Annotated in this window: 24 protein-coding genes; 6 read left to right on the top strand and 18 right to left on the bottom strand. The window is 66.8% G+C overall.

What is annotated here, in order from left to right:
* Positions 1-142: 142 nt before the first annotated feature.
* Both AC3WLB_RS09615 and AC3WLB_RS09610 read right to left on the bottom strand, forming a co-directional pair.
* The gene (locus tag AC3WLB_RS09615; protein ID WP_492505417.1) at positions 143-373 is read right to left on the bottom strand and encodes a helix-turn-helix transcriptional regulator; all 231 of its coding nucleotides are present in this window, start codon (positions 371-373) and stop codon (positions 143-145) included.
* Positions 370-510, bottom strand: coding sequence for a hypothetical protein (locus AC3WLB_RS09610; RefSeq protein WP_492505649.1), 141 nt, complete (start codon positions 508-510; stop codon positions 370-372). Before AC3WLB_RS09610 ends, AC3WLB_RS09615 begins: the two co-directional genes overlap by 4 nt.
* Here AC3WLB_RS09610 and AC3WLB_RS09605 point away from each other — a divergent pair.
* Both AC3WLB_RS09605 and AC3WLB_RS09600 read left to right on the top strand, forming a co-directional pair.
* Positions 472-861 (top strand): helix-turn-helix domain-containing protein, encoded by a 390-nt coding sequence (locus tag AC3WLB_RS09605; protein ID WP_492505655.1) that lies wholly within the window; start codon positions 472-474, stop codon positions 859-861. The genes AC3WLB_RS09610 and AC3WLB_RS09605 overlap by 39 nt on opposite strands.
* Before the next feature lie 275 nt (positions 862-1,136).
* Entirely contained in the window at positions 1,137-1,430 is a 294-nt protein-coding gene (locus AC3WLB_RS09600) for a hypothetical protein (protein WP_492505415.1), read from the top strand.
* A gap of 46 nt (positions 1,431-1,476) precedes the next feature.
* Here the strand turns inward: AC3WLB_RS09600 and AC3WLB_RS09595 are convergent, their stop codons facing one another.
* Positions 1,477-1,686 (bottom strand): hypothetical protein, encoded by a 210-nt coding sequence (locus AC3WLB_RS09595; RefSeq protein ID WP_492505413.1) that lies wholly within the window; start codon positions 1,684-1,686, stop codon positions 1,477-1,479.
* 148 nt (positions 1,687-1,834) lie between these two features.
* Positions 1,835-4,408 (bottom strand): phage tail protein, encoded by a 2,574-nt coding sequence (locus AC3WLB_RS09590; RefSeq protein ID WP_492505411.1) that lies wholly within the window; start codon positions 4,406-4,408, stop codon positions 1,835-1,837.
* Between the two features lie 472 nt (positions 4,409-4,880).
* Between AC3WLB_RS09590 and AC3WLB_RS09585 the strand changes: the two genes are divergently transcribed.
* Positions 4,881-5,153 carry a hypothetical protein gene (locus AC3WLB_RS09585; protein ID WP_492505409.1) on the top strand — a complete coding sequence of 91 codons (273 nt, stop codon included), beginning with the start codon at positions 4,881-4,883 and terminating at the stop codon, positions 5,151-5,153.
* A gap of 16 nt (positions 5,154-5,169) precedes the next feature.
* Here AC3WLB_RS09585 and AC3WLB_RS09580 read toward each other — a convergent pair whose 3' ends face one another.
* From AC3WLB_RS09580 to AC3WLB_RS09540, 9 genes are all read right to left on the bottom strand, one after another.
* Positions 5,170-5,319 (bottom strand): hypothetical protein, encoded by a 150-nt coding sequence (locus AC3WLB_RS09580; protein WP_492505407.1) that lies wholly within the window; start codon positions 5,317-5,319, stop codon positions 5,170-5,172.
* A gap of 183 nt (positions 5,320-5,502) precedes the next feature.
* Complete coding sequence (locus tag AC3WLB_RS09575; protein ID WP_492505405.1) at positions 5,503-5,868, bottom strand: hypothetical protein; 366 nt, start codon at positions 5,866-5,868, stop codon at positions 5,503-5,505.
* Positions 5,865-6,731, bottom strand: coding sequence for a hypothetical protein (locus AC3WLB_RS09570; protein WP_492505404.1), 867 nt, complete (start codon positions 6,729-6,731; stop codon positions 5,865-5,867). Before AC3WLB_RS09570 ends, AC3WLB_RS09575 begins: the two co-directional genes overlap by 4 nt.
* Before the next feature lie 73 nt (positions 6,732-6,804).
* Positions 6,805-7,068 (bottom strand): hypothetical protein, encoded by a 264-nt coding sequence (locus AC3WLB_RS09565; RefSeq protein ID WP_492505402.1) that lies wholly within the window; start codon positions 7,066-7,068, stop codon positions 6,805-6,807.
* Between the two features lie 483 nt (positions 7,069-7,551).
* Positions 7,552-7,848 carry a helix-turn-helix domain-containing protein gene (locus AC3WLB_RS09560; protein WP_492505400.1) on the bottom strand — a complete coding sequence of 99 codons (297 nt, stop codon included), beginning with the start codon at positions 7,846-7,848 and terminating at the stop codon, positions 7,552-7,554.
* 5 nt (positions 7,849-7,853) lie between these two features.
* Entirely contained in the window at positions 7,854-8,084 is a 231-nt protein-coding gene (locus tag AC3WLB_RS09555; protein WP_492505398.1) for a hypothetical protein, read from the bottom strand.
* 199 nt (positions 8,085-8,283) lie between these two features.
* Positions 8,284-8,535 (bottom strand): hypothetical protein, encoded by a 252-nt coding sequence (locus AC3WLB_RS09550; RefSeq protein ID WP_492505396.1) that lies wholly within the window; start codon positions 8,533-8,535, stop codon positions 8,284-8,286.
* Positions 8,532-9,353 (bottom strand): hypothetical protein, encoded by an 822-nt coding sequence (locus AC3WLB_RS09545; protein WP_492505394.1) that lies wholly within the window; start codon positions 9,351-9,353, stop codon positions 8,532-8,534. Before AC3WLB_RS09545 ends, AC3WLB_RS09550 begins: the two co-directional genes overlap by 4 nt.
* A gap of 61 nt (positions 9,354-9,414) precedes the next feature.
* Complete coding sequence (locus AC3WLB_RS09540; RefSeq protein WP_492505392.1) at positions 9,415-9,615, bottom strand: helix-turn-helix transcriptional regulator; 201 nt, start codon at positions 9,613-9,615, stop codon at positions 9,415-9,417.
* A 97-nt stretch (positions 9,616-9,712) separates the two neighbouring features.
* On the opposite strand from AC3WLB_RS09540, the gene AC3WLB_RS09535 reads away from it, so the two are divergent.
* Both AC3WLB_RS09535 and AC3WLB_RS09530 read left to right on the top strand, forming a co-directional pair.
* The gene (locus AC3WLB_RS09535; protein ID WP_492505390.1) at positions 9,713-10,318 is read left to right on the top strand and encodes a helix-turn-helix domain-containing protein; all 606 of its coding nucleotides are present in this window, start codon (positions 9,713-9,715) and stop codon (positions 10,316-10,318) included.
* 113 nt (positions 10,319-10,431) lie between these two features.
* A complete protein-coding gene (locus tag AC3WLB_RS09530) occupies positions 10,432-11,394 on the top strand; it encodes a tyrosine-type recombinase/integrase (protein ID WP_492505388.1) in 963 nt (320 codons plus the stop codon).
* Between the two features lie 5 nt (positions 11,395-11,399).
* Here the strand turns inward: AC3WLB_RS09530 and glnA are convergent, their stop codons facing one another.
* From glnA to AC3WLB_RS09515, 3 genes are all read right to left on the bottom strand, one after another.
* Complete coding sequence (gene glnA / locus AC3WLB_RS09525; RefSeq protein ID WP_022895522.1) at positions 11,400-12,824, bottom strand: type I glutamate--ammonia ligase; 1,425 nt, start codon at positions 12,822-12,824, stop codon at positions 11,400-11,402.
* Between the two features lie 155 nt (positions 12,825-12,979).
* A complete protein-coding gene (locus AC3WLB_RS09520) occupies positions 12,980-13,399 on the bottom strand; it encodes an RDD family protein (protein ID WP_492505386.1) in 420 nt (139 codons plus the stop codon).
* An 11-nt stretch (positions 13,400-13,410) separates the two neighbouring features.
* Positions 13,411-14,124: a DUF4191 domain-containing protein gene (locus tag AC3WLB_RS09515; RefSeq protein ID WP_492505384.1), complete on the bottom strand. Its 714-nt coding sequence runs from the start codon at positions 14,122-14,124 to the stop codon at positions 13,411-13,413.
* Between the two features lie 149 nt (positions 14,125-14,273).
* Between AC3WLB_RS09515 and AC3WLB_RS09510 the strand changes: the two genes are divergently transcribed.
* The gene (locus AC3WLB_RS09510) at positions 14,274-15,704 is read left to right on the top strand and encodes a protein kinase family protein (RefSeq protein ID WP_492505382.1); all 1,431 of its coding nucleotides are present in this window, start codon (positions 14,274-14,276) and stop codon (positions 15,702-15,704) included.
* A gap of 38 nt (positions 15,705-15,742) precedes the next feature.
* On the opposite strand, the gene sucB is transcribed toward AC3WLB_RS09510, so the two are convergent.
* On the bottom strand, positions 15,743-17,266 hold the full coding sequence (gene sucB, locus AC3WLB_RS09505; protein ID WP_492505380.1) for a 2-oxoglutarate dehydrogenase, E2 component, dihydrolipoamide succinyltransferase: 1,524 nt from the start codon (positions 17,264-17,266) through the stop codon (positions 15,743-15,745).
* A gap of 49 nt (positions 17,267-17,315) precedes the next feature.
* Positions 17,316-18,689, bottom strand: coding sequence for a dihydrolipoyl dehydrogenase (lpdA, locus tag AC3WLB_RS09500; protein ID WP_022897762.1), 1,374 nt, complete (start codon positions 18,687-18,689; stop codon positions 17,316-17,318).
* Positions 18,690-18,707 lie beyond the last annotated feature (18 nt).

Below are 18,707 nucleotides of genomic sequence, written 5' to 3'. Positions count from 1 at the left end.
CCCGGGAGGAGTGCGGCCCTGTCGTCGGAGCAGGCGGGATCAGACGCCGTAGTAGAGCTCGAAGTCTGCGCAGATAGTTGGCCTACGTCGCGTGACGTGGTGTCGCGCGTCATTCCGGCGATCTTCTCGTTGCTGGCAGTTGTCAGTGTCTGGTCGTGTTCGGGTGTTCTGCGGACTTTCCGCGGACCTTCCCGTTCCACTCGGCGCGCCCTGCGTCGCCCAACCATGCATTGACGTCGGCCTCCCAATAGCGGACGAGCCGACCGATCTTGAAGCTTGGCGGACCGACGCGCATCGCTCGCCAGTTCGCGAGAGTCTGCTTCGCGACACCGATCCGCTCGGACAGCTGCACCGGCGTCAGCATCACCCTCACCGCGACACCTCGCTGTGCGAGCACCCACGTCCCTCGGACCACGCCTCAACACACGACCTCTCCACGCGCCACGTTCCGCCCGATCCGCGCTGAGCACCATGCAGCTCGCCGCCGCGCAGCGCCGCACGAACGGTCACCGGGTGCCGGCCCGCGATGGCGGCCGCCGCGGCCACGTCGACCCACCTCGGTGGCGCTGGGAGCGCCGGTGGCGGCGCTGGGAGGTGCTCTACGATGCGCGCGAGCTCCTCGCGCACGATGGCCCGGATGATCGATTCGATTGTCATGCTGGGATGATGACTACTCGATGGCTCACCGAGCAACAGTGCTCGGAGAAGACAGCAATCCCTGTCGGCACTCTTCGTGACTGGCGGCTCAAGAAGCTCAACCTCCCGTTCTCGCGCATCGGTCGGCTGATCCGTTACTCGGAAGCCGAGGTCGACGCGTACATGGCTGCTCAGACCGTCGTAGTGACAACACGTCAACGTTGATCGCGAGTCGGATGCATAGCATCTGAGATCCACGCGTGCACGTCGGCTTCGACGTACACGACCGTCTTCGGCGTGGGCTTCGAGTACCGCGGGCCGCCCCCGCTACTGCGAAGGTTCGCGAGGCGCTTCTCCGTCATGCCCGGGACCATCTCGCACACCTGAGCGGGCGAGAGATAGCGGATCGTTGCAGCGTTCATCTCGTCATCATGGCGTGTTGTCGGTGGCTCTCCCTACCATCAGAGCGCGGGCGATCGTGTCCCGCGAGAGGAGCCTCGATGGCCCAGTGGCACCCGGTCGACAACATGGTGCCGAACTCGTGGCTGTACCGGGTCAGCGGCGCCGCAGAGCCTTACGCTGAGGTGAGATTCTTACAGGTGATCGACGGCGAGGGATTCCTCGTCTGGCGATTCCGGGTGGTGACGTGGGAGCAGCCACGACAACTCATCGGCCACGGCTACTTCGTGACGCTCGAAGCGGCCGCGAAGGCTTGCGCTGAGCACCACGTACGATCCGCGGTGCCCGCTGTGCTGAACCACCATGGCGCGTACGAGAACCGCCCCGCACAATAGTCCCGCGAGCACGCGTTTTCTCTGGTGACTGGTCGCGCCTTATCCGTCAGAAGTCGGCTAGCTTACGGAGCTCGCCGATCTCGAGGCCGTAGGTGACCTCGACCTTCACGAGATGCGAGATCGTGCTGTTCGCGGTCGGGGGCTGCTGCTCAACCTTCACGCTCACCACGCGGGTCTGTCCCTCGCTGAAGCCCCGGTTCTCCCGCAAGTGCTCCAGGATGGTCTCGTCACTGATCGGGATCTCTACGCTCGCCATGCTCGCATCGTAGCGCGGACCAATCCGGGGAGAAACGCCTGCGCGGCCCGCAGAGCGCCTGAATGCTCCACGGGCCGCGCAATCGCTCTCCTCGACTCCTGGGGGCCGCTTCACAATCATCGTACGACGGTGAAGCCTGGCTTGGTTGTCACGCGTACCGGTTCACGCCGCCCCGAAGCTGCTGGGTAGCTTCGCGGTCGTAACTATCGACCGCGCTCGACGCGATCACTCGCGCGTGCGTGAGGATCGAGCCGTCCGCATCCAGCAGGGCGATCTGCGAAGGCATCGTGAGCTGCGCGAGGGTATCGACCGCTCGAGCCGACGACGTCGTCACAGCGGCTGCAGCGCCGCCCGTGAAGGACGCCGCTGCCATCGCTCGCATCGACGCGGCACGAACGGCGGAGGTGCGCTGGTCCATACCCTGCGCGAAAGCCTCGATCGTCGCCCGGCCGCTGTAGAGCGTCCAGCCCCGACCCGAGAACGGGCCCTCCAGCGCCGGTGAGTGCGGGAAGAAGTTGGAGATCGCATCCATCACGCCCTTCGCGGCGTCTTTCGCGAATCCGATCATGCCGTTGATGCCGTCGATGAGGCCCTGAACGATCGAACGGCCCGCATCAGCCAGCCACTCGCCGGCGCCGGAAAAGAAGTCCGTGACACCTTTCTGCACGGCTGAGAAGGCCGTTGCGAGCTTGCCCGTCAAGTCGTTCACGATACTCACCACGCCATCCACTGCGCCCTGCCAGATAGTCGCGAGGGATTCGCCGATTCCCGTCGTGATGTCGGTGATCTTCTGAGCGAAATTCGACCAGTCCCCAGTGATGAGGGCGGTGAAGGCTGTCCAGATCACCTGCATGATTCCGAACGCGATCGTCAGCACGGAAGAGATGATCGCGGCGACCAACTGGATGTTGACCGCCATCATCGGGAGGTATTGGAGAAGAGGTGTCAGCGCGTCGAGCATCGAGGTGATCGCGGGAATCAGGGCCACCAGTGCGGGGAGGAACGCTTCGAGGAGCTGACCGGCGACCGGTGCCACCGCAACGAGCAGTTGGGAGAAGAAGTCGATGAGCGAGGGGATGAGCGGGATGATCGCGGTGGCCGCTTCCACCAGCTGCGGGAACACGTCGGTTGCGATAGACGACAGAGCGGGCCCGAGCGTCTCGATGGAGTCCTTCAGGGCATCGCCGAGCAGGGGTATCAGTGGTGAGACCTGTTCGAGGATGTCGGAGAACAGCGGAGCAACCGTGGAGAGCGCTTCGCCCAGAACGGGTCCGATCTGGGCGGCCAGTTCGCCTGCGAAGGTACCCAGGCTGCCGAGGGCGGACGCGACTGCTGGCAGCGCCGGCCCGATCGCGTCAAGTCCCGTCTTGATTCCGTCGAAGAAGTTCCCGAGCCCTTCCGCGAAGGCGGGTTCTTGCAGTGCGGTCGCGATGCTCGTCAGGAAGCCACCGAGCGCCTCACCTGCCGTCGTGAGGACGTCGGAGAGGGTGGGAGCCAGGGCGGCGATCGCGTCCCCGATCGGGACCAGGGCGGCGCCGAGCGCTGAGAAGCCAGCGTTGGCGCCCTCGAAGATCGTCGTGAGCGCAGCCTGGAACGTTGGACCGTTGATGATTCCGGCCACGTTCGCGAGCACCGCGGCAAAGGTCGCCAGACCGCCGCCGCCGGCGGCCATCGCCGCCTCATTGATGCCCGAGAAGATCGATGCGATCGACCCGATCGAGTCCGCGAGCTGACTGAGCGCGACGATGCCGTTCTCTACCCACGTGTTCAGGCGCCCGTCGCCGGCGGCCGCGGTCAGCCAGGCGTTGAAGCTGTTGCCGATGTCGACGAACCACTGCGCCAGACGTGGCAGGTACGAGGCGCCGAACGTGCCCAGCGTGGTGATGGAGCCCGCCAGGGCGTCAGTGCCCCTGCCTGCGATATCGATCGACTGGGCGAGGCTCGCGAACATGCCCGCGAGACGGTCGCCAGTGAACGCCGCAGCGAACGAGTCTGCGGCCCGCTGCGTGAGCTGCCCGAGCGCGGCCGCGGTCGCCCCAAGTCCCGCCTGCAGCTGCGGCAGCACCCCGTTCACGAAGTCGATGAGGGGGCCCTGCGCGCGGGACCAGAACTCGTTGTTGATCGTGGTCCCGAGATCCGCGAAGCCCTGCTTCAACGGCTCGAGGTAGATCGGCGCGTTCTTCAGCGCGACGAACAGAACCGCGAATGACGCGACTACACCGCCGAGGATGCCTGGCAGGGCGGCACCGAGACCGGCGATCTTTGCGATGCCACCACCGAGAGTGATCAGCCCACCCACGGAGGAGATCGCGCCGGCACCGAGCGAAGCGATCAAGGTCGCCAGCAGCGCGATCTTGGGCAGGTTCTTATCGAGGTTCGACAGCGCCCGGCCGATGTCACCGAACGTCGACCCAAGCAGGCGAGCACCAGACAGCGCAGCGAGAGTCGTGGCGACCTTCGCGATCGATGCCTTCGACACGTCGAGCACGAGCGTTACACGGCGATCACGGGCCGTCTTCGCGATCTGCGCGCTGGCCGCGAGAGTCTTCGCGTCGACCTTCAGATCAGCCGAGCGACGCTTGATGCCGTCACGGAGCTTGGCGACGGCGTTCTCGGCGGGGCGGGTGTCCGCGTCGACCTTGATGTTCGCCGCCATCGAACCCTCGACGCGCTTCAACATCTGCCGCACGTCTTCGCGGAACTTCGTCGCGTTCGGGAGCACCCGGATGGATACCCGACCGACTTCCTTACCCGTGTTCGCGGCGGGCACTAGAAGACCACCGCCGCGGTCGGGGAGATGCAGAATTCGAGATCGCCCACGGGCGCTCCGTCTCGGGTTTCTGCGGACCCACCTCGGAACGAGGCTCTGGACGGACACGCCGGCTACCGGCGCTACCCCAATTTTACGGCTTCACACACCCCAAACCTGGGACCAACCGCCCCAAAAATGGGCTCCATCGATTTACGGCCAAAACAGGCCGTTTTCACGCCCCAAACAGGCACTATTACGAGCACGAAAAAGGCCTCAGATCCCTGCAAATACGCCGATCTGAGGCCCCAAATGCGCTCAAATATCAAAAACCCCCAGAGTCATGCGCACCGCGAGCAGCAGAACGCGAAGCGGTCAGGCAGGTGCCCGGCCGGGGGGCTCCCTCCCTCCCCCCTTGTCGGTGGGCTCGGATAGCGTTCGGGTCATGAGTTATTCGATCAAAGATCTCCGCGCGATCTCGGATGAACAATTGATCGCTGAGCACGATGCTCATGCGGTTCACACTGTCGTCGGGACGGCCTACTACGAGGATGAGTTGGACCGTCGGTCTCGGGAACGGGCGACCGCCGCGAGCATTGAACTGGCCAAGCAGAGCCAGGTGCTCGCCACGCGTAGCTACTGGCTGACGGTGGCGAGCACTGGCCTGTCGGCGGTGGCCGTAGTGATCGCGGTGATCGCTTTGCTCGTGGGGAAGTAGCGACCCCAGCTGGCGCTTATGACTTGATGCCGAGGAACTCTCGGAGGGCGTCGCGCATGATGTCGTCCTCGTCGTTCTCGACGATTCGCAGCACGTCCGCGCCGGGGCGGGAGTGGAGCGCGAATTCTTCGAGGGTGCGGCGGGGCTTGGGCTCGGTGTCACTCATCGTCTTCTCCTTCGATTTCGGCCGGTTGTGCGGGCTCGGGGTTGAGTCGGGCGTCGTGTTCTGCTCGCCTGTCTGCGAGACGTTGCTGGTAGGGGCGCGGGTCGGCGCGTCGCACGTCCACTGCCAGGAGTGCGGCGGAGCGCTCGAGGTGGCGCTCGGTCACTGCGTCTCGGATCTCGCCCATCAATGCCACTTCCCGCCGGCGGGCCGATGACCGGCCGCTCGATACTCGCTCTCGGACGGCGGCACAGGTCCGCCCCCGGGGTTGGAGAAGACCGGGGTCATGCTCGGCGGGGTAGTGTTCTGCATTCGGTTGAGAGCGGCCGCCACGGGGTCGACTGGAGGCTCTACACCGGTGGCTGTTTCGGCGCGCACGTAGGGTGCGAGAGCTCGGCCGTGCTCGGTGACCTTCTCGAGGTCGAGGTCGCCGTTCTCGTCGACGAACGACCCGTAGTCGAGGTGCTCGGTGAGCTGCTCGATCTGCTGGTCGGTGAGGCCCGCGGAGTTCTGAAGGGTGGCGTTCACGGCCTGCTTGAGGTAGTCGCTCATGCTGCCACCTCCCGCGCGTTCCGCTCGTCTCGGAGAGTGTTGCTGGCCTCGTTGAGGGCGGTCTGGCGTTTGGCGAGCTGGTGGGGCGTGCGGGCGATGTTGAACCGGGCACCCGACAGCGCCACCGCTCGCAGCAGGGACCCGCGGTCGTGCCACGGCACGTCCACCTGGGGGATCTCGCCGACGAACTTCACGCCCTGCTGCAGGCCGAGCGGTTCCCTGCCGAGGTAGAAGCTCGGCCAGATCTTCGGGTAGTCCTCCGGCGCCACGAGTCCGCTCGCTGGCCACCCCGTGCGGGTGACGGGCGCGAGCAGGTCGGCGACGTCGGCGAGCCTGGAGAATGTGGCCGCGAGCTCGTGGAACGCGACCCACTCGCCCGCGAGTTCCGGGTGCCGCTCGAGGTCGGCGGCGGACTGGAGCGCACTCAACTTGCCGGCCAGAAGTTCACGCGCGCCGGCACGGACGACCTCGAGGCGGGCGTCGACCGCAGCCGCGATCTCCTCGACGTGCGCGTTCACCCACGACTGAGCTTCCGAACTGACCGCGACGACGACCGCGTCACGCATCGACTCGAGGTGGCGGATGTTCTCGGTCTCCTGATCGTGGCTGGCGCGCTCGGCCGCGACCGCTTCGAGCGACTCGCCCCTGACGACTCGCATCGCCGCGTCCTGGTCATCCCAGCGGCCGCGGCCGGGCGAGAAGTGCAGCTGCTCCGTCGCCTCCTTCACCTCCACGAACCGCGACCAGCCGTCCATGGACTCCACGATCTCGCGGAACACCGGATGCACCCCCAACCGGAGGTAGTTCGTGCTGAACTGATCGACCTGCCCACTCACCTGGGCATCGAACGGGGTTGTGATCATCGTTTCTCCTTCGTTGTGTGGCAGCCCGGGCGGGCCGCCATCGTTCCTGTTGCGTGCATAGTTGAGCTCGACGTCACCCACCTGCGGCCTCCTCCCGCGCCGCATCCATCGCCATCTTCTGCGCCAGATCCGCGATCACCTTCCCCACCCCGGGCACCTCACGGAACTCACGCAACATCGCGCCGAGCTGCCCCAACGCGAACGCCAACACCTGAAAGTCCTCGAGCGTCACCTCACGCTCGTCATACCTCTCAGTCACCAGCGCGATCGCTTCCGACTCCGACGCCGTCATCAACGCCACCGCCAACCGCGTGCCCTCCACCGACACCGAACTCACGACACCCTCCTCACCACGACCAAAGCCGTGAACTCACGCGCCCACACAGGTGGTCGCCTCTGGAATCTCCACACGTCGCCATCCCGAGAACCGGTGGCCGGCAGATCGAGCCATGGACTCACCGGCTCGTCATCCGTGCTCAGCGGCGCCGGGAGGCGGCGCAATCGGAAGCGCATGCTCGAGGTGACCTGGCGGGCACCATCCACCTCGCGAGGGTTCTGCCCTCGCCGGGCGGGCGTCGAGCCGCAAGCGGCCCGACCACACAGACAAAGTTCATGACGACGGATCTGATCGAAATCTCTCAGCGAACGCAGTGAGCGGCGAGCGCTCGGGAGAGCGCGCATCGCCGCGGCAGAGCGGCCAACGCGAGGTATATATACCTTCGTGGCAAGTGAGTTGCCCATAACTCCGGCCCACTTACGGGCGGGGGAGTTGCCCATAAGTCGGGCGAGATATGGGCAAGTGAGTTGCCCATAAGTGGGGTCAGCTGACAGCACGGAAACGCACCCCCAACGTGATCTGATACTTCGCCGACCGTCGAGGCCCACCGGCATCGAGAACGACGATGAGGCCCTTGTCGACGAGCTTCGGAATCGTGTCCCGAACACCCGTGCGCGACATCCCAGTCTCGAGCGCGATGGTCTCCTGAGCGGGCCAGCTGATGAGGTTGGTGTCTGCATGATCGACGAGCACCATGAGCACGCACAGTTGTCCCGTGGTGAGCTTGTACGTCGTCGCGGCATGGCTCCGAAGGAGCGTTCGTGTCGATGGTCGTGCCACACGGTTCACACCTCCCCGGCGAGCTCGGGGTGCGCGAGCACATAGTCGGTCATCTGCCCGCGCGCCGCCTTCAGCACGGACCGCAGATCCTCGATCGACGCCGCGTAATCGCCCACGTCGAGCTCGCTCGGCCCCGACATTTCGACCTCGAACACGGGAGCGCCCGCAGTGCTGACGGCGACCTTCCAGTGGCCGCGCTCGAGCTTCGCGACCACACGCTTCCGTCTCATGGCCATGGGGGCGCCTCCTCCTGAGCTTTCGCCCGCTGTGCATGCTCCAACAGCATGCGGGCCAGCACACGCGCCTCATCGGGCTGCAGCGGCGTCTCCTCCGTCGGCGCCCGCATCACCACCACAGGAAGTCCTGTGGCCGGCAGAACAGCGGTGGACACCTCCACGTGCCCGCCCGCGAACCGCGCCTCCGCGACGGCCGCCATCAGCTCGCCTCCATCTCGACGGCCTGACGAAGCACACGCTCATACTCCAATGCGGCGAACGCCTCGTCAGCAGCGACCTTCTTCATCCAGGCGTTCATCACCTCGATGTCGGCCGCGGTGATGTCCGCGAGCGGCTTCACGTCGCCGTTTGCAAACGTGACTGTCTCTGCGAGGGCACCGGGCACACCCGCGAGCACTCTCTGCAGCGCGTCCGGGCGGAAGATCATGCGCCCACCTTCGGCCGCGCTCATGCCGCCACCCGCTCGGGCTCTGTGACTGCCGCGTTCAGCTTGTTCGCCTCCGCGGTCACCCACTGCACATCGTTCGCGAGAGACCTGGCGGTGAACGGGTCGAGGTGTTCCTGCAACACCTTCACGTGCACCCACCAGGGCTCGTCGCCCTCCTTGAAGATCTGCATCTCGTAGTTGTCGTTCTTCACCCACTCGCCCCGATGCCGCGGAATCCACCCCTCCCGCATATCGCGCACCAGACGCTCAGGTGCCTGAAAGTCAACGCACGCCGCCTCGTCGCACGCATGCCACCGCTCCGACCAGAAGGGCGACTCCGCACAGAGTTCCTCGTACTGCTCCTGCGACGACCCGAGCGCAACGTGACGCCGCTCTGACCCGTCTGCCCGGCGCTTGACGACCCACGGGAACTGATAGAACTTGCCAGCCAGCATCGCGGTAAGGTTCTTCTTGGCGGAGCCTGCGTCAAAGTGTCGGGCCTTCCGGTAGAGATAGACCCGGATCTGTTCGGCGGCTTCGTCAACGATGACGGTGTGGCTGAAGCGGTACTCCTCGCCATCGACAAGCTCCCGCTTCACCTTCTTCTCGGGGTGGTTGAACCACAGGATTCTGTAGTCCTGGAGCTTCTCGCACGCGTCGATTTCGAGGATGGTGGGTTCTGCGGTGGAGAAGGTGAAGCTGTCGGTGTCTGGTGCTACGGTTTTCATGAGTTCGTACCCCCTCGGGTCAGTTGAATTGATAGCTCGGTTCTTCTGCTCATCGCCCCCATCGAGTTGCACCTCGGCTGGGGGCGTTCCCGTTTCCGGGGACTCGGCGCACATGTTTCGCCGGATGCTGGATGCCACGGCCTCGGGGCCGAAAGCGCTGGGGTGAGGTGCGGAGTCAACTCGCCGCCTTCTCGAACTGCTCGCTGATCCAGGCCTCGAGCTGATCCTCGTCCCAAACCAGCCGGCCACCGATTTTGGCGGGCGCGATCAGCTCCCGCTGATGCAGCATCCACCGGATTTGCGCCGGGGACTTACGGAGCCTCTCCGCCACCTCGGGCAGAAGTAGCAATCTCGATCTACTCACTTGGCACTCCATTCAGATGTCGTGTTGCCGGACTGCAACGTGTTGTCAATTCGACATTCGCGAGCTTAACAACGTTGGCCAATTGTTGTCAATGCAATACGATGCATCTGTGCAGCAGAAACCCGAAGCGACGCTAGACGAGCAATTTGGCAAGGCAATGGCCCGGTTCCGTGAGGCGGGAAAACTGACACAGCGCGGGTTCGCCGAGGAGCTCACCAAACGTGGACTCTCGCTTGACGCGAGCGCGATCTCGCGCATTGAGCAGGGTAAGCGCTCTGTCCGTCTAGCGGAGGCGGTAACGATCGCCGACAGCCTGAACGTGGATCTCGACATGATGATGGGCGAGGCGCGAACGCCGGGCAGCGACTTGCGAACGGCGCGCCGGATCGCCAACCAGGCGATGAGAGAGCTGACCCAACCAGCCATGGATTTTCTTGACAGTTACCTGTGGGTGCGGGAGCTGCTCGAGAGGCACCCGGAACTTGCGGAGAGTATTCAAGACCGCGAAGTTGGAGTCCTGGAGAGTCCCGCCGGATACTTCGACTGGGTCAAGCGCCGCATGGAGCGCATGGGTGAAGCGGATGAGGACGAGCCAGCTAAGCGCAACTTCGTTTGGGCGAGCGAGTCTCAGCTGGTCGATCAGGTCATGGATCTTCTGCAGCACTACATTCGAACTCAGGTCGATGCACACCGCCGACGTCGGGCGGTCGATTGATGGCTAGTGTCAAGCGTAGGCCGGATGGCGTCTGGAGGGCGCGTTACCGCGACGCAGCCGGCAAGGAGCGGGCCGGGCACTTTAAGACGAAGCGAGAGGGTGAAGCGTGGCTCGTGAAGCAGCAGTCGAGCATCCAGAACGGCACGTGGCTCGACCCGAAGGCGGCGAAGCTCACGGTCGGGGAGTGGTGCGACACCTGGCTGCAGGGGTACGGGGGCCGGCCGTCCACGATCCGGCAGGCACGGTCCCACGTAAAGCACATCAAGTTGGAATTCGGAACAAAGCCGCTCGCCGCGGTGCGGCCGTCGCAGGTAAAGGCGTGGACGGCGAAGCTCGCTGATCAGGGCCTCGCGACGTCGACGATCTACGCGCTCCACTCGCGCCTGTCGCACATCTTCTCGGACGCCGTCCACGATGGGCTGGTGCCCCGCTCGCCGGTCAGTAGGCGAACGTCCCCTGCCACGCCGCGCCAGCGCCCCTACGTCGCGTCCACGACCCAAGTCTGGGCCCTCTACGACGCCATGCCCGAGGGCATGAAGCCGGTCGTTCTGCTCGGCGCGTTCGCCGGACTGCGGGTCGCCGAGATCGCGGCGCTGCGCACGGTCGACGTCGACTTCATGCGCGGCGTGATCTCGCCCGCGATCCAGTACCCGAGCGAGCCGCTGAAGACCGAGATCTCGAAGACGCCCATCCCGATCCCGGTCGACCTGGCGCTCGAGCTCAACAGGGTGCCGGCGAAGTGGGGGAGTGACACGCTCGTCGTCGGCGGGTTCGGACGCGCCGTGGCGCCCTACACGATCGAGACCGCGTTCAAGGCGGCACGCGAGACGATCGATGGCCTGCCCGAGGGGTTTCGCATCCACGATCTGCGCCACTACTTCGCGTCGCTCCTGATCGCTGCAGGTCTCGACATCAAGACCGTGCAGAGGCGGATGAGGCACTCGTCCGCGAAGACCACGCTCGACGTCTACGGGCACATGTGGCCGGACAAAGACGAGTCCGCACGGGCCGTTGTCCAGAGTGTTCTGGCGGCTCGCGCGGACTCGCTGCGGACTGACAGCGCGTCAGCCCAGTGATCTAGCTACACCCCGTAGTAGAGCTCGTACTCGAAGGGGTGCGGGCGCTGGGCGATCGGCTTGATCTCGTTCTCCCGCTTGTACGAGATCCAGGTCTCGATCAGGTCGGGGGTGAAGACGTTGCCCTTGGTGAGGAATTCGTGGTCGGCCTCGAGCGCGTCGAGAGCTTCGCCGAGCGAGCCCGGAACCTGGGGGATGTTCTTGGCCTCCTCGGGCGGCAGCTCGTAGAGGTCCTTGTCGACGGGCTCGTGCGGCTCGATGCGGTTCTGGATGCCGTCGAGGCCCGCCATGAGCTGCGCCGCGAAGGCGAGGTACGGGTTGCCCGAGGCATCCGGAGCACGGAACTCGATGCGCTTGGCCTTCGGGTTCGTGCCCGTGATCGGGATGCGGATCGAGGCGGAGCGGTTACCGGCCGAGTAGACCAGGTTGACGGGGGCCTCGAAGCCGGGAACCAGACGGTGGTACGAGTTCACGGTCGGGTTGGTGAAGGCGAGCACCGCGGGGGCGTGCTTCAGCAGACCGCCGATGTACCAGCGTGCGAGGTCGGAGAGGCCACCGTAGCCGGCCTCGTCGTAGAACAGCGGCGAGCCGTCGTTCCAGAGCGACTGGTGGGTGTGCATGCCCGAGCCGTTGTCGCCGAACAGCGGCTTCGGCATGAAGGTCGCGGTCTTGCCCCAGAGGTTCGCCGTGTTCTTGACGATGTACTTGAACTTCAGGATGTCGTCGGCCGCGTGCACCATGGTGTCGAAGCGGTAGTTGATCTCGCCCTGACCGGCGGTGCCCACCTCGTGGTGCGCGCGCTCGAGGATGAGCCCGGCGTCGATCAGCTTCAGCGAGATGTCGTCGCGCAGGTCGGCGTGCTGGTCGACGGGGGAGACGGGGAAGTAGCCGCCCTTGTAGGGGGTCTTGTTGGCGAGGTTGCCGCCCTCTTCGACGCGGCCCGTGTTCCAGGCGGCCTCGGAGGAGTCGACGGAGTAGAAGGAGGAGTTCTGCTTCACCTCGTAGCGCACGTCGTCGAAGATGTAGAACTCGGCCTCGGGCGCGAAGAACGCGGTGTCGGCGATGCCGGTCGACGCGAGGTACTTCTCGGCCTTCTTGGCCACCTGACGCGGGTCGCGCGAGTAGATCTCGCCGTTGCGCGGGTTGTAGATGTCGAAGACGAGGATGAGGGTGCGCTCGGCGCGGAACGGGTCGATGTAAGCCGTGGAGACATCGGGGATGAGCTGCATGTCGGACTCGTGGATCGACGCGAAACCGCGGATCGAGGAGCCGTCGAAGAGCTGACCGACGGCGAAGAACTCTTCGTCGACCGTGGAGGCGGGGATGTTGAAGTGCTGCTGCACACCGGGAAGGTCGGTGAAGCGGATATCAAGGAACTTGACGTCGGTGTCCTTGATGAACTTGAGCACCTCGGAAGAGTCACTGAACATGTGAGGAATCTCCAAATGGCTTGGTACAGAAAGCAGCTGCAGATGCAGCCACCGCCACCCTAGGGGCCCGCCATTACCCGGCGGTGTCACCGATGTTTCGGGGATGTTACGGACTTTCCACAGGGCGCCCGGTTAGCCCGCTTCACCCGCTCAGTTCACCGTTTGACGAGCACCGTGCCCGCGAACACGTCGTGCAGGCCTCGCTGGTCGGAGTCCCAGATGAGGGCCGGGATGACCAGCATGAGCAGCAGCGTGCGCACGATCGGCCGCCACCAGCCCGCGTAGGCGCCGTTCAGGCGCACCACGCGCAGACCGAGCAGGAGATGCCCGAGGCCTCCGCCGAGCGTGATCATGAGCACGACCTGCTCGACGAAGAAGATGATGCTCGACGCGAACGGGTTCTGGAAGAAGAACGCGAAGTAGATCACGTAGCAGAATGCGAAGTCGATCAGCAGCGCGGCGATGCGGCGCCCTGACCGCGCGATCGAGCCGTGGCCCTCGCGATTGAAGCCCAGGCGCTCGCCCGGCCACTCGCTGGGTGCTGCACCGCCCTTGCCCGAGGCGCTGGTGGTCACTCGGCGGCCGCTCAGCGACCGCGTTGCGGACGCATCCGCATCGGGTCGATGCCCTTGGGGATGGGCAGCGGCGACGACGAGAGCGACGTGAGACGGTTCGACACCGCGACGACCTCGGGCTTCGTGAGGCTCGGCTTGATGCGCGCCATCTTGGCGGCAACCCGGTGCAGCGGCACCGCATCCGGATCGGGCCCGACGGAGAGGAAGGTGACCGGGACATTGGGCAGGATGCGCAGCACCTTGCGCCGCTCGTCCTCGAGCATGCGGTTGGTGCGTGAGCGCGGGCCCTCGCTGATCAGCACGACGCCGCCGCGGCCCACCGCGCGGTACACCGCGTCCTGGGTCTTGCCGTTGACGGCGACCGGCATCTCGCTGCCGCGCCAGCTGCGCTTGAGCGAGCTGCGCAGCACCGCGCCGACCGCGCCGGGCTGACCCTCGATCTGCTTGTAGGCCGCGCGTTCGGCGCGACGGCCGAGGATGACGAGAGCGGCGAGGAGGCCGCCGAGCACGCCGGCGAGAATCCACATCACGATCGCGAACACGTTGTCGCGCGAGAGGATGAGGGCGAGGGCCACGCCGACGAGCACCGGCAGAGCGAAGCCCAGCGCCATCAGCCAGACCGCGTTGGAGTCGTAGCGGCGGGTCATCTGGAAGACCTGCCACATCTGCTTCATGCGGCCCGGTTCTTTCGGGGCCTTCGGTGCTGCGTCGGTCTTGCGTGCCATGCCTCAAGGATACTTCGTCGGGCCGCGGGCGGAGGCCACGATCGGCGCGCGGGCGCCGGCTGTCCTCCACAGGCGAACGGATGCGCGGAATCGTCCACAGATCTGCGCGCGGCCGGGCGGGTCGCACGCTGCGCTGGGATGCTCGCCGCATGACTGATTCGATGCATCGCCCTCGTGCTGCTGCCCGCCCTGCCACCGCGACCTCATCGGCCGAGTACCGACTCCGGGAGGTGGTGGCGGTCGGAGCCTCCTCGAACGTCTACCTGGCAGCGACCGGCCCGGCCGAGCGCGGTTCCTCGCCACGGGACGTCGTCGTGAAGGTGTGCTGGCCCGCGCGCCGTGAGCCGGTTTCGCCTGCCGGCGTGGTGGCGTCGGGCGGCGATCCTGAGAAAGAGCGCGCTGCCGAGTGTGAGGCACTGTCGATGCGGCCGATCAGCGCGATGCCGAGGCTGCTCGACGTGGTCGTGAATGGCGCGGAGTTCGTCATCGTGATGTCGTTCTGCCCGGGCCGGCCGATCGCTGCGGGCGCGTCGCTGCGCGATGAAGGCGCTCTGCGGCGGGCCGTGGCGGAGTTGCACGGGGCCGGTGTCGCCCACGGCGGGCTCGACCCCGGCGCGGTGCTGATCGCCGCTGACGGAGCGGTCTCCCTCGTCGGCTTCCGGCGAGCGGTCTTTCACGGAGACCCGGGCTTCGACGCGGCGGTCGGAGGCGATCTCAGGGCGGTCGAGGCGCTGTGTCGTCGCCCCTCCACCGTGATCCTGTCGCCGTCGCGGGTGCCGCGGCGAGCAGGTTCCGGCGTGAGTTCCGGCGGAGGCGTGGCGCCGGACGCGGGTGGGTTGGCGATGAGGGATGAATGGGAATGGACCGATCCGGAGCCGGTGACGCCGGCCTCGCACGACCTGGGGGTGCTGGAGGCGGTCGAGCCCGCGCTCGTCGCTGTCCGCGAGGCGGCGGCCGCCGTGCGCGGTTCGCTCCGCGCCCGATCGTCCACGGCCTTGGCGCCACGACGGCGCCGGGTGCTGCTCGCCGGGGGCGCGCTCGTCGCTGCCGCGGTGGTCGTGGTGTGCCTTCTCGTTCCGTCGTCCGAGTCCTCCGTCGGCACCGCTCGCTCGGCTGCCGCGCGCCCGCGCGGTGCTCCACCGACGGCGACCCCGGTTGCGACGACCATTCCCGGCACGGAGGGGGATGGCATTGCGGAGGCTGATGCAGCCCTGCTCGGGGAGGACGCGGTGAGTGCCGCGCGGGTTCTGCTGTCGCGTCGGAGGGACTGCTTGCGAGCCGGCGCGCCGGAATGTCTGGGTGGGGTCGACCAGTGGGGTGGCCCGGCGATGGCCGCTGATCGTGAGCTCCTGCGGCAACGGGGAGTCGGTGATCCGTTGCCCCTCATGACCGCACCGACCCTGGTGGAGCGGCTCGGTGCGAGCGCTCTGCTGACCGTGAGCACCACAGTTGCCGCGGGTGCGGACAGTGTCGGCACGGGGGTCGACGGTGAGGCGGCGGCGGAAACGACGAAGCCGGTCTCGCTCCTGATGATCAGGGGCGAGACCGGCTGGCGGATTCGTTCGTACCGTGCCGACTGACCGCGGGCGTCAGCTTCCGCGACGCTCAGCGGCAGTGGTCAGATGCCGAGGTCGGCCTCGAAGTCGCCGTCTTCGAGGCGGTTCTTCACCGCGGTGAGGAAGCGCGCGGCGTCGGCGCCGTCGACGATGCGGTGGTCGTAGCTCAGGGCCAGGTACACGATCGAGCGGATGGCGATCGCCTCGCCGCCGTCGACCTTCACCACGGCCGGCTGCTTCACCACGACACCGGTGCCGAGGATGGCCACCTGCGGCAGGAACACCAGCGGCGTGTCGAACAGCGCGCCCCGCGAACCGGTGTTGGTGAGGGTGAAGGTGCCACCGGCGAGCTCGTCGGGCTTCAGCTTGTTGTCGCGCGTGCGCTCGGCCAGGTCGGCGATCTGTGCGGCGAAGCCCGCGATGTCGAGGTCGCCGGCATTCTTCACGACCGGGGTGAGGAGGCCCCGCTCGGTGTCGACCGCGATGCTGATGCTCTCGTGGTCGGGGTAGACGATGTTCTCGCCGTCGACCGTGGCGTTGATGATCGGGTACGCCTTCAGCGCCTCGGCCGCGGCCAGGGCGAAGAACGGCAGGAACGACAGCTTCGTGCCCGTCTTCTCGAGGAAGCGGCCCTTGACCTGGTCTCGGAACGCCGCCACCTTCGTCACGTCGACCTGGACGACGGTGGTGAGCTGGGCCGACGCCTGCATCGACGCGACAGCACGTTCGGCCACGACCTTGCGCAGGCGCGACATCGGCTGAGTGGTGCCACGCAGCGGCGAGGTCTCGAGCGGCGTGCGTGCGGCCGGCGCGGCCGAGGCGCTGGGAGCCGGCGCAGCAGCTGCGGCGAGCACGTCTTCCTTGCGGATGCGTCCGCCGACGCCCGAGCCGGTGACCGAGGCGAGGTCGATGCCACGGTCGTGGGCGAGCTTCCGCACGAGCGGGGTGACGTACCCGGCGTTGCCCGACCCTGCGGCGGGAGCCGCGGCGGCCGCGGGCGCCGGGGTGGCGGCCGGTGCGGCTGCGGGCGCCGGGGTGGCGGCCGGAGCGGCAGGCGCTGCGGCCGCGGCAGGAGCGGCCGGCGCAGCGGGGGCGGCCGGTGCAGCGGCGGGAGCCTCCTGCACGGGTGCGGGAGCCTCGGCGGGCGCAGCCTCGGCGGGCGCGGGCGCCTCCGTCGACGGGGTCACGACCTGGGCCGGGGCCTCCTGCGCGGGCGCGACCGGCTCGGCCGCGGGGGCCGGAGCCTCCGCCGGAGCGGCCGGCTCAGCCGGGGCCTCCGCGGCAGGAGCGGCAGGCGTCTCCGCAGGAGCCTCAGCCGCGGGCGCGGCAGCCGAAGCGCCGGCCCCCGAACCGTCACCGATCGTCACGAGCGCCGTGCCGACCTCGACCGTCTCGTCTTCCTGAACGAGGATGGCCTCGATCACACCGGCGACGGGCGACGGGATCTCGGTGTCGACCTTGTCGGTCGAGACCTCGAGCAGCGGCTCGTCGACCTCCACGCGGTCGCCCACGTTCTTGAGCCAGCGGGTGACCGTACCCTCCGTGACACTCTCGCCGAGTGCGGGAAGGTTGACGGATTCGCTCATGACCTTGTCTCCTTATGGAACCGTTCGTTGATAAGCCGTGTTGGCAGGACTAGATGGCGTGCAGGGGCTTGCCGGCCAGCGCGAGGTGCGCCTCGCCGAGCGCCTCGTTCTGAGTGGGGTGGGCGTGGATGAGCGACGCCACGTCTTCGGGGTACGCCTCCCAGTTCACGATCAACTGACCCTCACCGATGAGCTCGCCCACGCGCGCGCCGATCATGTGGATGCCGATGACCGGACCGTCGTTGACCCGCACCACCTTCACCGAACCGGTCGTGCCGATGATGTGGCTCTTGCCGTTGCCGGCCAGGTTGTAGTCGTACGACGAGATCTTGTCGGCGCCGTACTTCTCGGCTGCCTTCGCCTCGGTGAGACCCACCGACGCCACCTCGGGGTCGGAGTAGGTGACCTTGGGGATGTTCACGTCTTCGACCACCTGCGGGTTCAGCCCCGCGATCTCCTCGGCCACGAAGATGCCCTGCTGGAACCCGCGGTGGGCCAGCTGCAGGCCGGGGACGATGTCGCCCACGGCGTAGACCCCGGGAACGCTCGTCTCGAGGCGCTCGTTGGTGATCACGAAGCCGCGGTCGATGGTGACGCCGGCTTCCTCGAAGCCGAGGCCCTGGGTCGCCGGCCCGCGGCCGACGGCCACGAGCAGCAGCTCACCCTCGAAGGTCTTGCCGTCTTCGAGCGAGACGACGACGCCGTTCTCGTTCTGGGTGACGCCCGAGAAGCGGGTGCCGAGGTTGAAGGCGATGCCGCGCTTGCGGAACGCACGCTCGAACTGCTTCGAGATGGCCTCGTCCTCGTTCGGCACGAGGTGGGGCAGTGCTTCGACGATGGTGACGTCGGCGCCGAACGACTTCCAGACCGAGGCGAACTCCACACCGATGACGCCGCCGCCGAGGATCACGACCTTCTGCGGCACGAAGTCGAGCGTGAGCGCCTGCTCGGAGGTGATGACCCGGCCGCCGATCTCGAGGCCCGGCAGCGTGCGTGAGTAGGAGCCCGTGGCGAGCACGATCTTCTTGCCGACGTAGGTGTCGTCGCCGACCTGCACGGTGGTGGGCGAGGTCAGGCGGCCTTCACCGGCGATGGTGGTGATGCCGCGAGCCTTGACGAGGCCCTCGAGGCCCTTGAACTTGCTCGAGACGATGCCTTCGCGGTAGGCGGTGACCGCCGCGATGTCGATGCCACCGAAGGTGGTGTTGACGCCGTACTTGGCCGACTCACGCGAGACGTCGGCCACCTCGGCCGAGTGCAGGAGTGCCTTGGTGGGAATGCAGCCGCGGTGCAGACACGTGCCGCCGACCTTGTCCTTCTCGATCATCGCCACTGAGAATCCCAGCTGGCTGGCGCGTAGCGCTGCGGCATAACCGCCGCTGCCACCACCGAGAACCACAATGTCAAAATTCTGTTCCGACACCAAGCAACTCCCTCGTGC

The organism is Herbiconiux sp. FW305-C-125, from assembly GCF_058783455.1.
This window is presented reverse-complemented; position numbering and strand designations above follow the sequence as displayed.

Bases quoted from the DNA above. Each gene is read 5' to 3' on its own strand.
- AC3WLB_RS09605 (WP_492505655.1), top strand. From the start codon at position 472: ATGCAGCTCGCCGCCGCGCAGCGCCGCACGAACGGTCACCGGGTGCCG.
- AC3WLB_RS09600 (WP_492505415.1), top strand. From the start codon at position 1,137: ATGGCCCAGTGGCACCCGGTCGACAACATGGTGCCGAACTCGTGGCTG.
- AC3WLB_RS09595 (WP_492505413.1), bottom strand. From the start codon at position 1,686: ATGGCGAGCGTAGAGATCCCGATCAGTGACGAGACCATCCTGGAGCAC.
- AC3WLB_RS09585 (WP_492505409.1), top strand. From the start codon at position 4,881: ATGAGTTATTCGATCAAAGATCTCCGCGCGATCTCGGATGAACAATTG.
- AC3WLB_RS09580 (WP_492505407.1), bottom strand. From the start codon at position 5,319: ATGAGTGACACCGAGCCCAAGCCCCGCCGCACCCTCGAAGAATTCGCG.
- AC3WLB_RS09575 (WP_492505405.1), bottom strand. From the start codon at position 5,868: ATGAGCGACTACCTCAAGCAGGCCGTGAACGCCACCCTTCAGAACTCC.
- AC3WLB_RS09570 (WP_492505404.1), bottom strand. From the start codon at position 6,731: ATGATCACAACCCCGTTCGATGCCCAGGTGAGTGGGCAGGTCGATCAG.
- AC3WLB_RS09555 (WP_492505398.1), bottom strand. From the start codon at position 8,084: ATGGCCATGAGACGGAAGCGTGTGGTCGCGAAGCTCGAGCGCGGCCAC.
- AC3WLB_RS09550 (WP_492505396.1), bottom strand. From the start codon at position 8,535: ATGAGCGCGGCCGAAGGTGGGCGCATGATCTTCCGCCCGGACGCGCTG.
- AC3WLB_RS09545 (WP_492505394.1), bottom strand. From the start codon at position 9,353: ATGTGCGCCGAGTCCCCGGAAACGGGAACGCCCCCAGCCGAGGTGCAA.
- AC3WLB_RS09540 (WP_492505392.1), bottom strand. From the start codon at position 9,615: ATGGAGTGCCAAGTGAGTAGATCGAGATTGCTACTTCTGCCCGAGGTG.
- glnA (WP_022895522.1), bottom strand. From the start codon at position 12,824: ATGTTCAGTGACTCTTCCGAGGTGCTCAAGTTCATCAAGGACACCGAC.
- AC3WLB_RS09515 (WP_492505384.1), bottom strand. From the start codon at position 14,124: ATGGCACGCAAGACCGACGCAGCACCGAAGGCCCCGAAAGAACCGGGC.
- AC3WLB_RS09510 (WP_492505382.1), top strand. From the start codon at position 14,274: ATGACTGATTCGATGCATCGCCCTCGTGCTGCTGCCCGCCCTGCCACC.
- sucB (WP_492505380.1), bottom strand. From the start codon at position 17,266: ATGAGCGAATCCGTCAACCTTCCCGCACTCGGCGAGAGTGTCACGGAG.